At 63.1% G+C, this 19,347-nt stretch carries 19 protein-coding genes; 9 read left to right on the forward strand and 10 right to left on the reverse strand.

Going from position 1 to position 19,347, the window contains the following annotated elements:
• The first annotated feature begins 31 nt into the window (after positions 1–31).
• The 4 genes from FFS37_RS02335 (at position 32) to FFS37_RS02350 (ending at position 3,663) form a co-directional block, all read left to right on the forward strand.
• A complete protein-coding gene (locus tag FFS37_RS02335; RefSeq protein ID WP_137929311.1) occupies positions 32–1,039 on the forward strand; it encodes an ABC transporter permease subunit in 1,008 nt (335 codons plus the stop codon).
• A 70-nt stretch (positions 1,040–1,109) separates the two neighbouring features.
• The gene (locus FFS37_RS02340; protein ID WP_210240435.1) at positions 1,110–1,964 is read left to right on the forward strand and encodes an ABC transporter permease subunit; all 855 of its coding nucleotides are present in this window, start codon (positions 1,110–1,112) and stop codon (positions 1,962–1,964) included.
• A 2-nt stretch (positions 1,965–1,966) separates the two neighbouring features.
• Complete coding sequence (locus tag FFS37_RS02345) at positions 1,967–2,839, forward strand: ABC transporter ATP-binding protein (protein ID WP_137929313.1); 873 nt, start codon at positions 1,967–1,969, stop codon at positions 2,837–2,839.
• On the forward strand, positions 2,836–3,663 hold the full coding sequence (locus FFS37_RS02350) for a dipeptide ABC transporter ATP-binding protein (protein WP_137929314.1): 828 nt from the start codon (positions 2,836–2,838) through the stop codon (positions 3,661–3,663). The genes FFS37_RS02345 and FFS37_RS02350 overlap by 4 nt, the downstream gene beginning before the upstream one ends.
• 27 nt (positions 3,664–3,690) lie before the next feature.
• On the opposite strand, the gene FFS37_RS02355 is transcribed toward FFS37_RS02350, so the two are convergent.
• The 3 genes from FFS37_RS02355 to FFS37_RS02365 form a co-directional block, all read right to left on the reverse strand.
• Positions 3,691–4,482, reverse strand: coding sequence for an inositol monophosphatase family protein (locus FFS37_RS02355; RefSeq protein WP_137929315.1), 792 nt, complete (start codon positions 4,480–4,482; stop codon positions 3,691–3,693).
• A 37-nt stretch (positions 4,483–4,519) separates the two neighbouring features.
• Positions 4,520–5,416: an ROK family protein gene (locus tag FFS37_RS02360; RefSeq protein WP_137929316.1), complete on the reverse strand. Its 897-nt coding sequence runs from the start codon at positions 5,414–5,416 to the stop codon at positions 4,520–4,522.
• Between the two features lie 70 nt (positions 5,417–5,486).
• The gene (locus FFS37_RS02365; RefSeq protein WP_232375552.1) at positions 5,487–6,707 is read right to left on the reverse strand and encodes an ROK family transcriptional regulator; all 1,221 of its coding nucleotides are present in this window, start codon (positions 6,705–6,707) and stop codon (positions 5,487–5,489) included.
• A gap of 477 nt (positions 6,708–7,184) precedes the next feature.
• Between FFS37_RS02365 and FFS37_RS02370 the strand changes: the two genes are divergently transcribed.
• The 4 genes from FFS37_RS02370 (at position 7,185) to FFS37_RS02385 (ending at position 11,286) form a co-directional block, all read left to right on the forward strand.
• Positions 7,185–8,213, forward strand: a complete 1,029-nt coding sequence (locus FFS37_RS02370) for a sugar ABC transporter substrate-binding protein (protein ID WP_137929318.1) — start codon at positions 7,185–7,187, stop codon at positions 8,211–8,213.
• 284 nt (positions 8,214–8,497) lie between these two features.
• Positions 8,498–9,577, forward strand: coding sequence for an ABC transporter permease (locus FFS37_RS02375; protein WP_137929319.1), 1,080 nt, complete (start codon positions 8,498–8,500; stop codon positions 9,575–9,577).
• Between the two features lie 23 nt (positions 9,578–9,600).
• On the forward strand, positions 9,601–10,350 hold the full coding sequence (locus FFS37_RS02380) for an ATP-binding cassette domain-containing protein (protein ID WP_137929711.1): 750 nt from the start codon (positions 9,601–9,603) through the stop codon (positions 10,348–10,350).
• A 51-nt stretch (positions 10,351–10,401) separates the two neighbouring features.
• A complete protein-coding gene (locus FFS37_RS02385; RefSeq protein ID WP_171026142.1) occupies positions 10,402–11,286 on the forward strand; it encodes a sugar phosphate isomerase/epimerase family protein in 885 nt (294 codons plus the stop codon).
• 41 nt (positions 11,287–11,327) lie between these two features.
• Here the strand turns inward: FFS37_RS02385 and FFS37_RS02390 are convergent, their stop codons facing one another.
• From FFS37_RS02390 to FFS37_RS02410, 5 genes are all read right to left on the reverse strand, one after another.
• A complete protein-coding gene (locus FFS37_RS02390; protein ID WP_137929321.1) occupies positions 11,328–12,602 on the reverse strand; it encodes a cysteine desulfurase-like protein in 1,275 nt (424 codons plus the stop codon).
• 37 nt (positions 12,603–12,639) lie between these two features.
• A complete protein-coding gene (locus FFS37_RS02395) occupies positions 12,640–13,314 on the reverse strand; it encodes an amino acid ABC transporter permease (RefSeq protein WP_137929322.1) in 675 nt (224 codons plus the stop codon).
• Positions 13,315–13,472: 158 nt separating this feature from the next.
• Positions 13,473–14,267, reverse strand: a complete 795-nt coding sequence (locus FFS37_RS02400) for an ABC transporter substrate-binding protein (RefSeq protein WP_137929323.1) — start codon at positions 14,265–14,267, stop codon at positions 13,473–13,475.
• Positions 14,268–14,360: 93 nt separating this feature from the next.
• Positions 14,361–15,560, reverse strand: a complete 1,200-nt coding sequence (locus FFS37_RS02405) for a pyridoxal phosphate-dependent aminotransferase (protein WP_137929324.1) — start codon at positions 15,558–15,560, stop codon at positions 14,361–14,363.
• Between the two features lie 170 nt (positions 15,561–15,730).
• Complete coding sequence (locus tag FFS37_RS02410; protein ID WP_137929325.1) at positions 15,731–16,507, reverse strand: HpcH/HpaI aldolase family protein; 777 nt, start codon at positions 16,505–16,507, stop codon at positions 15,731–15,733.
• Positions 16,508–16,629: 122 nt separating this feature from the next.
• Between FFS37_RS02410 and FFS37_RS02415 the strand changes: the two genes are divergently transcribed.
• Positions 16,630–17,742, forward strand: coding sequence for an LLM class flavin-dependent oxidoreductase (locus FFS37_RS02415; protein WP_137929326.1), 1,113 nt, complete (start codon positions 16,630–16,632; stop codon positions 17,740–17,742).
• Here FFS37_RS02415 and FFS37_RS02420 read toward each other — a convergent pair.
• Together FFS37_RS02420 and FFS37_RS02425 are read right to left on the reverse strand one after the other, a co-directional pair.
• Positions 17,729–18,124 (reverse strand): RidA family protein, encoded by a 396-nt coding sequence (locus tag FFS37_RS02420; protein WP_137929327.1) that lies wholly within the window; start codon positions 18,122–18,124, stop codon positions 17,729–17,731. The two genes, FFS37_RS02415 and FFS37_RS02420, sit on opposite strands and share 14 nt — an antisense overlap.
• Before the next feature lie 63 nt (positions 18,125–18,187).
• On the reverse strand, positions 18,188–19,336 hold the full coding sequence (locus tag FFS37_RS02425; protein WP_137929328.1) for an acyl-CoA dehydrogenase family protein: 1,149 nt from the start codon (positions 19,334–19,336) through the stop codon (positions 18,188–18,190).
• Positions 19,337–19,347 lie beyond the last annotated feature (11 nt).

Consider the following 19,347-nt stretch of genomic DNA (forward strand, 5'->3'; position numbering starts at 1 on the left):
GCCACATCGGTGCCGTCCCACCTCGCCCGCCATGCTGCGTTATATCCTCGGCAAGCTCGCCCTCATCATCCCGACCTTCATCGGGATAACCATCCTCGCCTTTGGCTTCGTGCGCATCCTGCCCGGTGATCCGGTGCTGGTGCTCGCGGGCGAACGCGGCCTGTCGCCCGAACGGCACACGGCGCTGATGCACCAGTTCGGTTTCGACCTGCCGATCTGGCAGCAGTACCTGACCTATCTCACCAACATCCTCAGCGGCGATTTCGGCACCTCGTTCTCGACCAAGACGCCGGTGCTCAGGGATTTCCTGGTGCGCTTCCCAGCAACGGTCGAACTCGCCATCTTCGCCATGATCTTCGCCATCGTGTTCGGCGTCGCCTTCGGCATTTTCGCCGCGATCCGGCGTGGTTCCTGGTTCGACCAGCTGACCATGGGCACCGCGCTCGCCGGCTATTCGATGCCGATCTTCTGGTGGGGCCTGCTGCTGATCATCGTCTTCTCCGGCACGTTGCACTGGACGCCGGTCTCGGGACGCATCGACCTGCTCTACTTCTTCAAGCCGGTCACCGGCTTCATGACCATCGATTCGCTGATCTCCGGGCAGAAAGGCGCTTTCCGTTCGGCGCTGTCGCATCTCATCTTGCCGACCATCGTGCTCGGCACCATTCCGCTTGCCGTCATCGCCAGGCAGACGCGCTCGGCCATGCTTGAAGTGCTGGGCGAGGACTATGTGCGCACCGCACGCGCCAAGGGCCTCGCGCCACGCCGCGTCATCGGCCTGCATGCCTTCCGCAACGCGCTGATCCCGGTCGTCACCACGATCGGCCTGCAGGTCGGTACGCTGCTCACCGGAGCCATCCTGACCGAGAGCATTTTCTCCTGGCCCGGCATCGGCAAGTGGATGATCGACGCCATTTCCAAGCGCGACTATTTCACCGTGCAGGGCGGGTTGCTTTTGATCGCGCTGATCGTCATGTCGGTGAATCTGATCGTCGACGTGCTCTATGCCGTCATCAACCCGCGCATACGGGCGAATTGACATGACCAATGAAGGCCCAGCCACCGTCGAAGCGGCGACCGTCGTCAAGCAGCAGGACGCACGGCTGCAGATGTTCGCCGAGTTCTGGCACTACTTCTCGATCAACAAGGGCGCGGTGATCGGCCTCGTCGTCTTCGCGCTCCTGATCCTGGTCGCCATCTTCGCGCCGCTGCTCGCGCCGCATTCGGCGGACGACCAGTTCCGCGACTTCTTCCTGACCCCGCCTGCCTGGCAAGCGGGCGGCAATGCGCAGTTCCTGCTCGGCACCGATGCCGTCGGCCGTGATATCCTTTCGCGGCTGATCTACGGCTCGCGCTTCTCGCTCGCCATCGGCTTCGTCGTCGTCACCACCGCGCTTGTCTCGGGTGTGATCCTCGGCCTGCTCGCCGGCTACTGCCGGGGCTGGGTCGACACGCTGATCATGCGCATCATGGACATCATCCTGGCCTTCCCGTCGCTGCTCCTGGCGCTGGTGCTGGTAGCGGTGCTCGGCCCTGGCCTCGTCAACGCCATGATCGCCATCGCCTTCGTGCTGCAGCCACATTTCGCGCGGCTCACCCGTGCCGCCGTGATGGCGGAGAAGAACCGCGAATATGTGATCTCGGCCAAGGTCGCCGGCGCCAGTCATATCAGGCTGATGCTGGTCACCATCCTGCCCAACTGCATCGCGCCGCTGATCGTGCAGGCCACCCTGTCCTTTTCCAATGCCATTCTCGAGGCGGCAGCACTCGGCTTCCTCGGCATGGGCGCGCAGCCGCCGACGCCCGAATGGGGCACGATGCTGGCCGAAGCGCGCGAGTTCATCCTGCGCGCCTGGTGGGTCGTGACCTTCCCCGGCCTCGCCATCCTGATCACCGTCTTCGCCATCAACCTGATCGGCGATGGCCTGCGCGACGCGCTCGACCCCAAGCTGAAGAGGTCGTGAGCATGTCCCTGCTCGAGATCAAGAACCTCACCGTTTCCTTCGACACCGCCGCCGGGCCCTTCATGGCGGTGCAAGGCATCGACCTTTCGATCGAGCCGCGCGAGGTGCTGGCGATCGTCGGCGAATCCGGTTCGGGCAAGTCTGTGTCGATGCTGGCGGTGATGGGCCTGCTGCCCAACACGGCGACGGTCAAGGCCGACCGCATGGCCTTCGACGGTGTCGATCTCCTGAAGCTCAGCCCGTCCGAACGGCGCAAGATCGTCGGCAAGGACATCTCGATGATCTTCCAGGAGCCGATCGCCAGCCTCAATCCGTGCTTCACGGTCGGCTTCCAGATCGAGGAAGTGCTGCGCTTCCACATGGGCATGGACCGTGCGCAGCGGCGGGCGCGGGCCATCGAACTCCTGAAGCTCGTCGGCATTCCCGAGCCGGAAGACCGGCTGAGCTCCTTTCCGCACCAGATGTCGGGCGGCCAGTGCCAGCGCGTCATGATCGCCATCGCCATTGCCTGCAATCCGAAGCTGCTGATCGCCGACGAGCCGACGACGGCCCTCGACGTCACCATCCAGAAGCAGATCCTCGACCTCCTGGTGTCGCTGCAGGCCAAATACGGCATGGGGCTGATCATGATCACCCACAATATGGGCGTGGTCGCCGAGACCGCGGATCGCGTCATCGTCCAGTACAAGGGCCGCAAGATGGAAGAGGCCGACGTGCTGTCGCTGTTTGAATCGCCCAAGAGCAACTATACGCGGGCCCTGCTGTCGGCGCTGCCGGAGAACGCCGTCGGCGACCGCTTGCCGACCGTCTCGGACATGCTGTTCGAGCCGGCGCCTCCTGCTGGAAACAATGCCGCCGCGGGAGCCGCCTCATGAGCACTACAGTCCTCGAAGGCAAGAACATCGTGCGCGACTACCATATCGGTGGTGGCCTCTTCTCCGGCCCGCGCACCGTGCACGCGGTCAAGGGCGTCTCGTTCACCGTGGACAAGGGCAAGACGCTGGCGATCGTCGGCGAATCGGGTTGCGGCAAGTCCACGCTTGCCCGCATCATCACCTTGATCGATCCGGCGACGGCGGGCGAACTGTTCATCGACGGCAACAAGGTCGACATCGCCAGGGGCGGCTTGACCAGGGAGATGCGCCGCAAGGTGCAGATCGTGTTCCAGAATCCGTATGGCTCGCTCAACCCACGCCAGAAGATCGGCGACGTGCTGGGTGAGCCGCTGCTGATCAACACCGACAAATCGGCCGCCGAGCGGCGCGACCTCGCCATGAAGATGCTGAAGAAGGTCGGCCTCGGTCACGAACACTACAATCGCTATCCGCACATGTTCTCCGGCGGCCAGCGCCAGCGCATCGCCATCGCCCGCGCGCTCATGCTGAACCCCAGCCTGCTTGTGCTGGACGAACCTGTCTCGGCGCTCGATCTTTCGGTCCAGGCGCAGGTGCTCAACCTGCTCGCCGACCTGCAGGACGAATTCCAGCTGACCTACGTCTTCATCAGCCACGACCTGTCCGTGGTGCGCTACATCGCCGACGACGTGATGGTGATGTATTTCGGTGAGGCGGTCGAATACGGCTCGCGCGACGAGGTCTTCTCGGACCCCAAGCACAGCTACACCAAGACGCTGTTCGCCGCCACACCGCGCGCCGACGTGGCCTCGATCAAGGCAAGGCTGGCCAAGAAGGCTGCCTGACCGCGGGCGCGGGAGCAGCCTGCCCGATCAGTTGTCATAGATCCTTTCAAGCTCCGCATAGATCGTCTCGTTGCCGGCGAGCACGCGGTTGCCTTTGTTCAAGCCGTCGTTTGCAAGGAAGTCGTTGGTTTGCAGGCCGGCTGCCCGGATGACGGCGATGGCGCCGAGGCAGTCCCATGAGTTGATGTGGGGCTCGATATAGCCCAGCAACCGGCCGCAGGCGACGTAGCAGAGGGTCAGGGCTCCCGAGCCGTCGCGATAGAACATGCCGCCATTGTTCAGGAACCGCTCGAATATGGGTAGAAATTCACCGGGCGTGACGCGTGGTGAGTAGCCGACGCCGACAATGCCATCCTTGATCGTCCTGCCCGGGTGGCGCTGGACCCCCACGCCATTCAATGTCGCCGGAAACTCGACGCCACCGCTGAAGAGTTCGTCCCTTGCCGGCGCATAGACCATGCCGAACTGCAGCTCACCGCCTCTGACAAAGGCGATCGAGACGCACCAGCTGGACATACCCGAGATGAAAGGCTGCGTTCCGTCGATTGGATCGACGACCCAGATCCCCTGATCGGCGGCAAACGCGGATATGCCTGTTTCTTCTCCCAGGAATGCGTCCTGAGGAAAGCTGGTGTTCAATCGCTCCTTGATCAGGAGTTCGGTGTTCAGGTCGGCTTCGCTTGCCATGTCCTGGAGACCCTTGCTTTTGATGGTCAAGGCATCGCGATCCCTGAAATAGCCATGCGCCAGATCGCCAGCCTCGCGGATGAGCGCGAGCGCAAAGTCATAGCGGTCCTTCAACGATTGCGTATCGATCATGATGTGTTTTCCTTACTGGAGCGCGGGCCGTGCGGTGTTATGATTTCCAAAGCCAGGCAGCGCCTCGGACGCCGCTGGAATCTCCGTGCACCGCTTTGCGTATCGGCGTGTTGAAAACTGTCGAGAAGGTGCGTTTCGCCAGTTCGCGTGGCAGGTCCCGGTAGAGCTCCTCGACGTTCGACATGCCGCCACCCATGACGAGAATGTCGGGGTCGAGCGTGTTGACCACCGTCGCAAGGCCCCGCGCCACGCGGTCGACATAGCGATCCCACAGCAGGCCCGCCAGGCGGTCGCCCATGCGCTTCTTCTCGATGATCTCGCTGGCCTTCAGCTGCTCGTTCGTGTGGCTGGCATATTCGGCCTCGAAGGCACGGCCCGACACCCAGGTCTCCATGCAGCCATGACGTCCGCAGTAACAGGGCTTGCCCGAGATTTCCGTCACATTTGGAAAGGGCAGGGGGTTGTGGCCCCATTCGCCGCCACTGTTGTTGGGTCCATGGTGTGCCTTGCCACCAACGGCGATCCCGGCGCCGGCGCCCGATCCCAGGATGACGGCGAAAACCACGTTGTGACCGGCGCCGGCGCCGTCCAGTGCCTCGGAGGCGGCGAAGCAATCGGCATCGTTTTCGACACGCATCTCGCGTTTGATCGCCTCGTACAGGTCCTTTTCCACCGGACGCCCGAGAAGCCAGGTCGAACTTGCGCCCTTGCCGAGACGGCTGGCCGGCTCGAGGGAACCAGGGATGCCGATGCCGATCGAGCCGGTCCTGCCAGTCTGGCTTTCCAGGGCATCGATCATGGTCTTGATGAGGTGGATGCAGCCGAAATAGTCATGGCGTGGCGTCGCCTCCCGCAGGCGAAGGAGCTCGCGGCCATCGTGCTCCATGGCGACGCCTTCGATCTTGGTGCCGCCCCAGTCAATTCCAATCAGCATGTCGGTCTTTCCTTCCGCCGGTCCGCCGGTGCACGGTCGGTTACTATGAAACAGTCGCTGCTCGCCGGTTTCAGCTGAAGAGAATATCGCGGTCGCGCGCATAGTCGGCGAGAAGGGGAAGGCTCGCCGCGCCGAGAACACGCGCGTCGCTGCCGATCCTGCCTTCGACGATCTCGACCGGCGCCAGGCCTTGCATGTCCATCAGGGCGACCTTCTCGCGCGTCCGCCGCACTATTTTTGATCGGACGTCGGCCGGAAATCCGCCGTCGATAACGACATTGTGGAAGTCGATGATGGCGATCGCGGAGCCGATGGCGAGCGCCAGGCTGTCGGTGGCCTGTTCGATCCAGCGGTCGAGGACCGGGCCGAGGTTGGACCAATCGGTATTGTTGTGCCAGATCGCACTCGGGTCGCCGCCGCTATCGCGGATCATGCGTTCGAGCAGGAAAATCGATGCGCACTGGATCAGGCGCTTCGGCGGCTGGCCCGGCACCGGCGAGGGTACCGGCGCTGAACCGATGGAGCCGGCATAGCCGCGGCGGCCAGGATAGAGGCTGCCGTCCAGAACCACGCCGCCACCGATCAGCGTCGCGAAGAAGACATAGAGAAAATCCTGGTAGTTGCGGCCCTCGCCGAAAGCCAGTTCCGCCGCGCAGGCGGCTGTGGCGTCATTGTAGAAGTGCACCGGCCAGGAGAACATCTGCTCGACCTCAGCCTTGAAATCGAACAGGCGCCAGGCCTCGACCACATCATGCGGCGCTCCGACTTCCTCTTCCCAGCTCCACATTTGCGACGGCGCGGCGATGCCAATGCCGCGGATGCGGCCGTATTGCAGCCGGGTCATGTTGTCGATGATCTGGTTGACCCCGCTCTCCAGGAAGGACTTGAGCAGTCCGGGCGTGGGATAGGCAAAGGAGGTGCGTATCAGCTGACGGGCGTTGCCGACCATGTCCATCAAGACGACGTCGGCTGATCGGCGACCCACTTTGAAGCCGATCGAGAAGGCGCCTTCCGGGTTGAGGGACATCGGGACGGACGGCTGGCCGACCTTGCCGCGCTGGGGCTCGCCCTTGATGAGCAGGCCATCGCTTTCCAACTGCTTCATGATAACCGAACTCGCCTGGGCGGACAGGCCGGTCATGCGCGCGATCTCACCCTTGGAGAGCGCACCGTGGGCGCGGATGAGCGATAGCACCAGCCGTTCGTTGTAGAGCTTTACGCCTGTCTGGTTGGTGCCGCGGCTGGTGCCTGACGACTGGTGGGAATCCCGACCGGTTCTTTCACTGTTCAACAAGACTGGCCTCCTCGACGAACGGCACCCCGGCTGCCGTCGTTCCGCGGCTCCATAGTACCTGTTGACATGGGAAGCTCCAAATCATCGGCGGGTGCGCCTCGTGTTTTCCGCAAGCTATGGCGAGGTGGGGTTGCAGGTCAACAAATAAATCATATCGAGTTATAAATAGGTCAGCTCCCAAAAAAGAATGTCATCCATAGTGGTCCGGAAACTCAGGTTTTTGTTTCCTCCATGCCGCCCCTTTCTCGTTGTTTAACTGATTCCTGGCCCTGCCGTGAGCGCGGTAGCCAGGCATGTAGAGTGGGTCACTGACGCAATAAATAAATCATACCGCATTATCTATTGACAGCGAGATTGTTTGGTGTTTGCCTTTGCGCGTTGCCATCGAGCCGAGGGGCTGATGGCAAAGCCGAGGAACACCAGGGAGGGGTTCCGGTCAACGCTGCCAGCTTCGGCCTGGCCTGGGAGGAGAAGATGAAGACAGCTTTCGTAGGCGCGATTTCCTGCGCCCTGCTTTCCACGGTCGCCCTGACCGTTCCCGCTTATGCCACTGACGCCATCACGGCGTGCCTGGTAACCAAGACCGACGTCAATCCGTTCTTCGTCAAGATGAAGGAAGGTGCCACGGCCAAGGCCAAGGAATTGGGAATCAGACTGATGACCTTTGCCGGCAAACAGGACGGTGATGCGGACACCCAGATCGCCGCCATCGAATCCTGCATAGGCAGCGGTGCGAAAGGCATCCTGTTGACGCCGAACGATTCCAGCGCCCTCGTACCGGTCATCACGAAGGCGCGCGAGGCCGGGCTCCTGACGATCATGCTCGACACGCCGCTTGATCCGGCCAATGCGGCGGACGCGACTTTCGCGACGGATAACTTCAAGGCAGGTGAACTGATCGGCAAATGGGCAGCCGGCAAGCTCGGGCCGGAAGCCAAGAACGCCAGGATCGCGCTGCTGAACCTCAATCCGCAGCAGATTACCGTCGATTACATGCGCAACCAGGGTTTCCTGAAGGGCTTTGGCATCGACATCAAGAACCCGACACGCATCGGCGACGAGGATGATCCGCGCATCGTCGGCAACGCCGTTACCAACGCCAATGAGGAGGGCGGCCGATCGGGCATGGAGAGCCTTCTTCAGATCGACCCGGACATCAACCTCGTCTACACCATCAACGAGCCGACGGCGGCTGGCGCCTATGAGGCGATCAAAGCCGCGGGCCGCCAGGGCAAGGTCACTGTGGTTTCGGTCGACGGCGGTTGTCCCGGTGTCGCGAATATCAAGGAAGGTGTCATCGGGGCCACCTCGATGCAGTTTCCCCTGCTGATGGCGTCCATGGGCGTCGAGGCCATCAAGACTTTCGCCGAAACCGGCAAGAAGCCGGAGGTGACGCCGGGTCTCGATTTCTTCAACACAGGTGTTGAACTCATCACCGATCAGCCCGTCGATGGTCTGCCGTCCATCACGTCCGAGGAAGGCCTCAAGAAGTGCTGGGGTTGATCGCCTAGAGCCGGATGATTTCAGGTCGTATCGACCTGAAATCTGAATCCGCCTCTAAATCAAAGAGATAGAGCATGATGCCTGGACAAACGGAAACGTTTGTCCGCGAAAACCGCTTCACACTTTTCGGCATCATGCTCTAGCGCGGCAAGACACGTTGTCCTGCGACAATCGTTACCGCTGTTCGGGCGCGTAACTCCCAGCGGCGCGCCCTGGGGCGGGCTTCGAGCCCGCCCCCTCGCCCTGCCGGAGGCGCATCGAAGATGATGAGGAGCGTTCTCTCCATGGCCGACAAATTCGATGGCCTGCCCGGCTATTCAGGCGAGGCGGCGTTGAGCGACACGGATGCACCGCATGCCCGTTTCGATATCGACAACGTTGGCCCGCTCGGCCGTGTGCAGCGGTTTCTCCATGCCTTTCCGACGATGGTCCCGCTCATCGTTCTGGCCCTGTCCGTTGTCGGGTTCGGCCTCTTTGCGGGAAGCAAGTTCTTCTCACCCTACAACATGTCCCTGATCGTCCAGCAGGTCTCGATCATCGGGGTGCTTGCGGTGGCCCAGAGCCTGATCATTTTGACCGCGGGGATAGATCTCTCCGTCGCCGCCACCATGGTCCTGAGTTCGGTGATAGCCGGACATCTCGCCGTGCGGCTCGGCATCAACGCCCCGGTATCCCTGTTGATCTCTTTCGCCTGCGGCACTGCCATCGGCTTCCTCAACGGATTTCTGGTGACGCGGATCCGATTGCCGCCGTTCATAGCAACGCTCGGCACATGGAACGTGTTCTACGCACTCAATCTCTACGTCTCGGGCGCACAATCGATCCGCGGCGCCGAGATCGACGCGGCGGCGCCGATGCTGAAATTCTTCGGCGAGAATTTTTCGCTCTTCGGCACTCAGATCAGCTACGGTTCGCTGTTGCTCGTCCTGGTTTTCGGCATTCTCTGGTACGCGCTGACCAAGACCGCATGGGGCCGACATGTCTATGCGGTTGGTGACGACAGGGAGGCTGCGGAACTCGCCGGCATCCGGACCGATCGTGTCCTGATTTCCGTCTATGCCGTCGCGGGCTTGATCTGCGCCATTGCCGGCTGGTCGGCTATCGGCCGTGTCGGCGCCGTGTCGCCCACGAGCTTCTTCGAAGGAAACCTTCAATCGATCACCGCTGTCGTGATCGGGGGCATATCGCTGTTTGGCGGCCGGGGCTCCATTCTGGGTCCTCTCATCGGCGCACTGATCGTCGGTGTCTTTCAGTCGGGGCTGCGCATCGCCGGCGTCGATGTCCTCTGGCAACTTTTTGCGATTGGCTGGCTGATCATCATCGCCGTTTCGGTCGACCAGTGGATCAGGAGAATATCGGCGTGACCAGTGCAGCCATCCCCACCCTCATGGCCCGGGGCCTTGTGAAACGCTATGGCCGCGTGGTTGCCATCGACAGCGCGGACTTCGATCTGATGCCGGGCGAGATTCTTGGCGTGATCGGTGACAACGGCGCCGGAAAGTCCAGCCTCATCAGAGCACTTTCGGGTGCGCTTCGCCCGGATGCGGGTGAAATCCGCCTGGACGGGGAGCTGGTGTCCTTCGCTTCGCCGATCGAGGCCCGGCAGGCCGGCATCGAGACGGTCTACCAGACGCTCGCGCTGTCGCCGGCATTGTCGATCAGCGACAATATGTTTCTCGGCAGGGAGATCCGCAGCTCCGGCCTTCTCGGAAAGCTGTTTCATCAGCTCGATCGAAAGGCCATGGCCGACATCGCTCGCAAGAAGCTGTCCGAACTGGGCCTGCTTACCATCCAGAACATCCAGCAACCCGTGGAAACGCTGTCGGGCGGCCAGCGCCAGGGTGTTGCCGTTGCCCGCGCCGCTGCTTTCGGCAGCAAGGTGATCATCTTGGACGAGCCGACCGCGGCGCTTGGCGTGAAGGAATCGCGCAAGGTTCTGGATCTTGTCCTGAAGGTGCGGGCACGGGGTGTCCCTATCGTGCTGATCAGCCACAACATGCCGCATGTCTTCGAGGTGGCCGACCGCATCCATATCCATCGCCTCGGCAAACGGGCTACGGTCATCAAGCCCAGGGATGTCTCGATGGCCGATGCCGTCGCGATCATGACCGGCGCCCTGGCACCCATGACCGCCTGACATCGTCTCTCATGTCTTCAACCAGCCGCGCGCATGATGGAGCCGGATGCCATGAAGTTTGCCTTCAATACATTCCCGTTCAGCAGCTTCCCCACACTTCTCCCAACCTATCCGCTCGAGGATGCCATCCGGTCGCTGGCGGCCATAGGCTATGACGCGCTGGAAATCGGCTGTTGTGCACCGCATGCCTGGCCGCAGCATCTGTCCCGCTCGCGCCGAAACGACATCAAGGCGATCGCCGCAGGCGAGGGAATTGCCATATCCAGCCTGCTGCCGGCCATCGGCGGCGGGTTTGGGTGCAATCCCTGCTCGATCCTGCGCGTCGAACGCCAGGCAACAGTCGAACACTATAAGGGAATCGTCGAACTTGCGTCGGATCTCGGTGCCGGCATGGTGCTTTATATCGGTGGTTGGCGGGCGGAGGGCATGTCCCGTCAAGACGGTTGGGCTCATAGCCTCGACTGCCTGCGCGCGGTCGCCGCACACGCCGCCGATCGAGATATCACCGTCGTCATCGAACCGACCACGGCCGACACGAACCTGATCGACACCGCCGCGGACGCGCGGCGCATGATGGCGGAAAGCGAAGGCGATAATGTGAGGCTGATGTTCGACACCTGCCACGTTGCCCATGAGGGCAGGTCGGCGTCGAGTTATGTCGGCGATATGGGGCTCGACCTCGTCCATCTCCATGCCGCGGACACCGGCCGCAGGGCGATTGGTGACGGAAACATGGATTGGGACGATCTGCTTCGTTCCCTTCTCGCATCCGATTATGGTGGCTACTTCACGGTTGAGACCGGCTTCGGCGCGCGCGGCATCGATCCGCATGACGTTGCCCGCCGCAGCCTGAAGTACCTGAAAGAACGGCTGGCGATAGCCTGTGCTCAAATCACGGATGGCGACGGAAAGCGGCTGGCCATGCCCGCGGCCTAGCCTCTCGTTGCTTACCGTCCGGGCCTCGTGAAGCCGTAAATCTACGACAGCTTTGCGATGACGGCGCGCAGCGCTTCCCCGAAACGCCTGATCTCGTCGACCGTGTTGTAATGAACCAGAGAGGCGCGGATGGCGCCGCTGTCCATCGACAGGTCCAGGCGCTTCATGAGGCGCGGCGCATACATGTGGCCGTCGCGGATGCCGATCTGCATCTCGGCCATTTCCTCGACGATTCGCTGCGGCGACAATTTTCCGATGTTGAAGCAGAAGGTCGGCACGCGCTCGTCGATGCGCGCTTCGTCCGCGACGCCATAGATGGTCGCGTCGCAACTCTTGAGCACGGCCATCATCTCGCGCGCCAGCAGGAGTTCGTAGTCGCGGATGGCGCCCATGCCGGCAACGATGTTCTCGCGTCGCGAGCGGTTGTTGGAAGGCGTGAGGTTGCGGCCGATCAGCTCCAGATACTGGACTGCGGCGTCCATGCCCGAGACGTTTTCGTAGATGAAGGTCCCCGCCTCGACCTTGTAGGGCGGCTCGTCTGGAATGAAGTCTTCGCGGAATGTCGGCAGCCGCTTGAGGGTTTCGAAGCGGCCCCAGAGGAAGCCCATATGCGGCGAGAAATTCTTATAGCCGGAACAGACGAGGTAGTCGCAGTCCCAGGCCTGCACGTCGATCAGCCCGTGCGGCCCGTAATGCACGCAGTCAAGGAACACTTCGGCGCCGGCCGCGTGCGCGATCCCGGCCACCGCGGCGACATCGACGATCGAGCCGATCGAATGCGCCGTCACCGTGCAGGCGACCAGGCGCGTACGGTCCGAAACCAGCGGCTTGAGGTCGTCGACATGCAGGTTGCCGTCCTCGCGCATGCGCCACCACTGAAATTTGGCGCCGGCGGATTCCAGTGCCAGCCAGGTGGCGATGTTGGCGTCGTGGTCCATGTCGGTGATGATGATCTCGTCCCTGTCTTGCAGCATCTGGCCGATGCCGAGGCTGACGAGGCGGATGAACGAGGTGGCGTTCATGCCGAAGCAGATTTCCGCGGGACTGTAGGCGTTGATCAGCAGCGCCACGCTTGTCCGCGCGTCAGCCACGGACTGGTCGACGGTGACGCTGCGGCCATAGCGGCCGCCGCGCTGCACATTGTGCGAAACCAGATGGTTGGTCACCGCGTCGAGCACGCTCTGCGGAATCTGGGCGCCGGCGGCGTTGTCCATGAAAATGAAATCTCCGGCGCGCTGCAGCGCCGGAAACATCGCCCGGATTTTCTCCACGGGGAACGCGGCGGCGTTCGCATTGTCGGTCTGATGCTTGTTCACGGGGATGCTCCTGCGGGAACGTGGGGATGGGTTGAACTCAGCGCGTCTTCTCGGTCTGGAAGCGGCGCTCGAGCAGGCTGACCAGCCGCACCATCGGCCAGAGGAAGATGAGATAGACCAGCGCCGCGCCGATCAGCGGCGAGGGATTGGCGTAGAGCGACTGCGCGTTGGTCGCTTCCTTGAGGAGTTCCGGCAGCGCCACGGTGGAGGCGAGCGAAGTGTCCTTGAACATCGAGACGCAATTGCTGGTCATCGGCGGGATGACGACACGGATCGCCTGCGGTAGGACCACCTTGCGCAAGGTGAGCAGGAAGGGCAGGCCCAGGGCGTGCGCCGCCTCGAATTGGCCACGTGGAATGCTTTCGATGCCGGAGCGGAACACCTCGGCCGAATAGGCCGACATGATGATTGCGAAGGCCGTTACGGCCGACGCCCAGGATGACAGGCGGATGCCCAGGAAAGGCAGCGCGTAGTAGATCAGGATCAGCACCACCAGCACCGGCAGGGCGCGGAAGATGTCGATGTAGCCGACAGCGAGCCAGCGCAGCGGCTTTGGCGCATAGAGCCGCACGAGGCTGATCGCCAGCCCCGCGGCGATGCCGATTATGATGCTGAACAGTCCGAGCAGCAGCGTGTTGAGGAAGCCGCGCAGCAGCGCCGGCAGGCTGGATGCGATGACGTCCGGATTGAAGAAAGTGTCGATCAGCGACATCAGGGCATTCCTCAGCCGTGGCGCGTCTTGCGACGCCGGAACGAGACCCGGAACACTGAGGTCGACTTGGCCGCGCGCATGGCGGTTCCGGGAAGGTCATGCTTGAAACGGCACGTGCCGACCCTGTCAGCCGGCACGTCCGTTGTGCTGGCGGCCGCTCAGGCCTTGGGCAGCGGCATTTCCTTCATGGTCGAGGAATCAGCCGGCGCGTCGCTGCCGAACCACTTCTTGTGGATCGCCGCCAGCGTGCCGTCCTTCTTCATCGCCGTCAGCGCGTCGTTCAGCTTGCCGAGCAGCGGGTGGTCCTTGGTCATCATCAGCCCGTACTGTTCGCCGGTCTTGATGCGCTGCTTGACCTTCAGATCCTTCATCTTGGTGAAGGAGTATTCCATGCCCGGAATGTCGCTGACGGCGGCGTCGACCCGGCCGGCGCTGAGGTCGAGCAGCAGGTTCTGCTGGGTGTCGTAGCCCTTGACGTCGCTGAAGCCGTCGGCCTCCTGATGAGCCTTGACCCAGGTCTCGCCCGTCGAGCCGGAGAGCACGCCGACCACCTTGCCCTTGAGATCGGCTTCCGCGTTGATCGGACTGTCGACCTTGGTGGCGATGCCCATGTCGGAATCATAATAGGGCTGGGTGAAGGACTGTGACTTCAGACGCTCCGGCGTGATGGTGATCGACGAAATGGCGACGTCGATGCGCTTCGATGTGGTGGCGGCAAACAGCGCCTGGAAGCCCAGATCGGCGATATCGGTGGTCATGCCGATGCGCTTGGCCGCCTCATTGACGATGTCGACTTCAAAGCCCTCGAAAGTGCCGCTCTCGTTCTTGTATTCGAACGGCGGATTGGTCGGATAGGCGCCGACATTGAGCACGTCTGCGGCATAGGCCGTGGCCGGGCCGGCGGCGATGCCGATGGCAGTGGCAAGCAGGATGAGATTACGACGGTTGATCATCTCTAATGGTCCCTCTGGGGTGTTCCCTCTGGTTGTTGATCGGGCGGGGCGGACCCCGCACGGTTTCTTGCCGTCCCGCCTCCCAGCGGGGCGTCAATTCATGGCGGCGACCATGCGGTCGAGCGCAGTCGCTATCTGGTCGCGGTCGCGGCATACGCACATGCGCATGAACGCCGAGGAAGAGTTTCCGAAAAGATGGCCAGGGGCCAATCCGACGCGCGCCGTCTCCAGGATCCTGGCGCAGGCCTGCCGGGCGTCGCTTTCGCCCTCCAGGGCAAAGAAGGCATACATGCCGCCGCGCGGTTTCGTCGGCAGGATGACGCCCGCGATCCTCGACAGCCGGTCATAGGCCAGATCGAGGCCGGTCCGGATCCGCTGCCTGATCTCCTCGACCAGCGGCTCGCCCTGGCGGACAGCGGCAACAGCACCGGCCTGGATCGCTGCGGCGGTGCCGCTGTTTATGTATTGCGTCATGGCGCCAAGCTGGTCGGCAATGCCCGACGGATGCGTCAGCCAGCCGATACGCCAGCCCGTCATCGCCCAGGCCTTCGAGAAGCTGTTGACCGACAGCACCCGGTCGCCGTCCTCGGCGATCTGCAGGATCGAGGGCGCGACCTCGCCATCGAAATAGAGCCGGCCATAGACTTCGTCGGAAATGATCCAGATGCCGGTGCGCCGGCTGAAGTCGAGCAGCGCCTGCATCTCCTCGCGCGAAGCCGTCCAGCCGGTTGGGTTGGACGGCGTCGACAGGAAGATGGCGCGGGTGCGCGCGTCGCAGGTCGCGAACAGCCGGTCGAGGTCCAGATGCCAGTCGCCCTTGAAGTCGAGCGGCAACGGACGCGGCTCGCCGCCGATCAGATGGATTGCGTTGTGGATGTTGGGCCATTGCGGCGCGACATAGACGACATTGCTGCCGGTATCGACCAGCAGTTCCAAGGCAAGGTACAGCGCCTGCATGCCACCCGGCGTCACGGTGGTCCGGGTGATCGGGATCTGGCGGCCATGGATGCGCGTCTGATACTCCGACAGCGCTTCATTCAATGGGCCGAGGCCCCGCATGTTGGGGACATAGAAAGTCTGGCCGTCGTCGAAGGCGGCCTTGGCGGCGTCGCGGATGAAGGCCGGCGTCACCATGTCGCCTTCGCCGTACCAGAGCGCGATCACGTCGCCGAGCTCCCGTGCGCGCACAGCGAGGTTGGCGATGTTTTCGGTGTGAAGGTCACGGATCTGTGCGCGCACGCCATCGAAGGCATAGCGCGCGCTGGACGATGACTGGGGCAGTATGAACGACAAGGACTGAAACCCCTCCCACCCGGAGCACCAAGACCGACTGGCCGGCAAACCCCTCCGCCTCCGCAGTCGCCCTCGACTTTGAATGCTTATCCAAAGTGCGGCGCTTTTCAAGGCGAAAGTTTTAAGCTTAAAAAATGCGCCGGCCTGTCGCCGCGCCGATACGTCTTCTCCTAGCCGCGGCCGCCTTGAGCCAGCTCGTCGCGCGCGGCGGTACAGTTTGCTGCGGCGCCGGCCCCGAGAAACATCGTGTCGCTGGCCAGCACGAAGAAACTCGCGCCAAGCGCCGCCCATCGGCTGACGGCCTGTGGGCTGGCGCAGAATATGCCAGCGGCCCTCCCGTGCGCGATCGTTGCGCCGATGATCGTCTGGATTGCCTCGTTGAGCCTGACGGCGCCTTGGGGTCCCACTGCACCGATGGATACGGAAAGGTCGCCGGGGCCGACGAAGATCACGTCGATGCCTTGGACTGCGGCGATTGCCTCGATATTGGCCAGGCCCTCCGCGGTCTCGACCTGGACCGCCACGACGACCCTGTCATTGGCGCCGGCAAGATATTCGGGAATGCGATAGCCATAGCCCGCCGCCCGGCCCGGTCCGACGCCGCGCTCGCCCAGCGGCGGATAGCGTGATGCCTTGACGGCCATGGCCGCCTGGGCGGCGGTCGAGACGCGCGGCACGAGCACCCCTTGCGCGCCGCTGTCGAGCGCCGCCTGGATGGCTTCGGGCGCGTGGCCGGGAACGCGCACCATCGCCGGAACGCGATGGACGTCGGCCGCCCGCACCATGGCCTCGATCGTGTCGCGCGAAATCTGGGCGTGTTCCCAGTCGATGCAGAGGAAGTCGAGGCCGGCGAGCGCCATCACCTCGACCGCGACCGGGTGAGGAATGGCTGCGAAGGAGCCGACGAGGCTGGTCTTGCCGATGCATTTCTGACGGAATTCGCTCATGCCGGTCCTCTTTGCGTCTGGTCGCAATTCATATCCGCAATCGGCGACGGGGCGAAGCTATTTCAGGCTTGAAATATTTTTGGGCGAGCCTAGCGTGCGAGTATCCCGCCGCGAGTTCCCAAATGATCAAAGCCCACCCCCTGCACGGCCCCAACAAACTGAAGCTCGGCGTCTTTTCCACCAACGCCGATGGCGGCCTTGCCATAACGGATGTGCCGGAGCGCTGGACGGCAGGTTGGCAGGATAATCTGACAGCCGCCCAGATCGCCGATCGCGCCGGGCTGGAGTTCATGTTGCCGATCGCCCGCTGGCGCGGCTTTGGCGGCCGCAACAAGGTGCGCGAATGGTCGTTCGAGACCTTCACCTGGGCGGCGGCGCTCAGCGTGGCGACGCAGCGGATCGGCCTGTTCATGACCGTGCATGTGCCACTCGTGCATCCGCTCTACGCCGCCAAGGCGCTGGCCACGGTGGATCACATAAGCCAGGGGCGCGCCGGCCTCAACATCGTCTGCGGCTGGAACCCGAAGGAATTCGGCATGTTCGGCACGCCGCTGGTCGAAAAGGGCTACGAGCAGGCGGCCGAATGGATCGAAATCCTCGAACGGCTTTACGCGTCGAGCGAACCCCTCGACTACGAGGGCATCTATTATCGCCTGAAGGAAGCGGTCAGCCGGCCGGCCAGCCTGCAGGTCCCGCGTCCGGTGACGATGAACGCCGCCTTCGGCGGCCCGGGCCGCGATTTCGCCGCTGCCCATTGCGACTACCTGTTCACGACTTTTTCCGAGATGGGCGATGCCGGCAAGCACGTCGCCGATATCGGCGAGCGCGCCGACAAGGCTGGTCGCAAGGTCGGTGTCTACACCGTGGCACATGTCGTTTGCCGCCCGACCATGGAAGAGGCGCAGACTTACTACAAACGCTATGCCGTCGATCTGGCCGATCACGAGGCGGTCGATGCCCACATGGCCGGCAAGAAGGAATTTTCGCAGTCGCATGACGCGCATGCCTATGATCGCTATCGACAACGTTTCGCCGGTGGCGCCGGCACCTATCCGCTGATCGGAACCCCGGAGACGATCGCCGCCGACATGGCCGCCATATCAGGGCATGGCTATCAGGGCATCGCGCTGTCCTTCGTCAACTACACGCAGGAGCTGCCCTATTTCTGCGATCATGTGCTGCCGCTGCTCAGGCAGGCGGGGCTTCGAGGTAGCGGGCCGCCTATTCCGGTATAACCGCGGTGGCCTGGATCTCGATCTTGGCGCGATCCTCCACCAACGCCACCACCTGCAAGGCGGCCATGGCCGGAAAGTGCCGGCCGATCACCTCGCGATAGGCTTCGCCTATACCCTTGAGGTTACCGAGATATTCGGCCTTGTCGGTGAAGTACCAGGTCATCGATGTGATGTGCTGGGGCTTGGCGCCCGCTTCGGCAAGGATCGCCACGACGTTCTGAAGCGTCTGCCGTACCTGGCCGACGAAATCATCGGTCTCGAACTTGCATTGCCCGTTCCAGCCGACCTGGCCGCCGACGAACACCAGCCTGCCATGCGCCGCGACGCCGTTGGCGTAGCCGACCGGTTTTGCCCAGCCTTCCGGCTGCAGGATCTCGTGCATGTCACTCTCCAATATCGGTCCGCAATATCCGCGTTCGAAACAGTTCAACCTTCAAGTGGCCGATCAGGCCGCGCCCATCACCTGCCGTGCGATTACGACCTTCTGCACGTCCGATGCGCCCTCATAGATGCGCAGCGCGCGGATCTCGCGATACAGGCTCTCGACGATGTGCCCCTTGCGGACGCCGTCGCCGCCATGCAGCTGGACGGCCTTGTCGATGACCTCCTGCGCCTTGTCGGTGGCGAACAGCTTGGCCATCGCCGCCTCGCGCGTCACCCGCGCGGCGCCCATGTCCTTGGTCCAGGCGGCGCGGTAGACCAGCAAGGCCGCGGCATCGACATCCAGCGCCATATCGGCGACATGGCCTTGCACCATTTGCAATTCGCTCATCGGCGCCCCGAACAGCCTGCGCTCGGCAACCCTCTTGATGCTTTCATCGAGCGCGCGCCGGGCAAAGCCGAGGGCGGCGGCACCGACCGTCGAGCGGAACACGTCGAGCACCGACATGGCGATGCGAAAACCGTCGCCGGGCTTGCCGATCAGCGCAGAGGCCGGCAGGCGCACCTTGTCGAAGGAAAGCCGCGCCAGCGGATGCGGCGCGATCACTTCAAGGCGTTCGGCAATGCCAAGTCCCGTAGCGTCCCCGGGCACGATGAAGGCGGAAAGCCCCTTGGCGCCCGGCGCCTCGCCGGTGCGGGCGAAAACGATATAGAGATCGGCGATGCCGCCATTGGAAATCCAGGTCTTCTCGCCCGTCAGAACGTAGTCGTCGCCGTCGCGCATGGCCGCCATTTCCATATTGGCGACGTCGGACCCCGAGCGCGGCTCCGAGAGCGCAAAGGCCGAGATCGCCTTGCCGGCCCGCGTCCTTGCCAGCCATTGCTGCTGCGCCGGCGTGCCGAACAGGCTGAGCGCGCCGGTACCCAGCCCCTGCATGGCAAAGGCGAAGTCGGCGAGCCCGTCATGGCGCGCCAGCGTTTCGCGCGTGATGCACAAAGCGCGCACGTCGAGGGGGCCGGGATTGTCGGCGTCAACGGCGGTCGGTTTCAGCCAGCCGTCGCGGCCGAGTTTCTGCACCAACTCGCGGCAGGCAGCATCGACGTCGTGGTGATCGACGGGGAGGTTTTGGGCGCACCAGGTTTCGAGCTGGTCGGCGAGTTCGCGGTGGCGGTTCTCGAAGAAGGGCCAGTTGAGGAAGGAACGGTCAGGCATGGAGGCAACCT

Source organism: Mesorhizobium comanense (assembly GCF_005503535.1).
In the GTDB taxonomy this organism is placed as follows: domain Bacteria; phylum Pseudomonadota; class Alphaproteobacteria; order Rhizobiales; family Rhizobiaceae; genus Mesorhizobium; species Mesorhizobium comanense.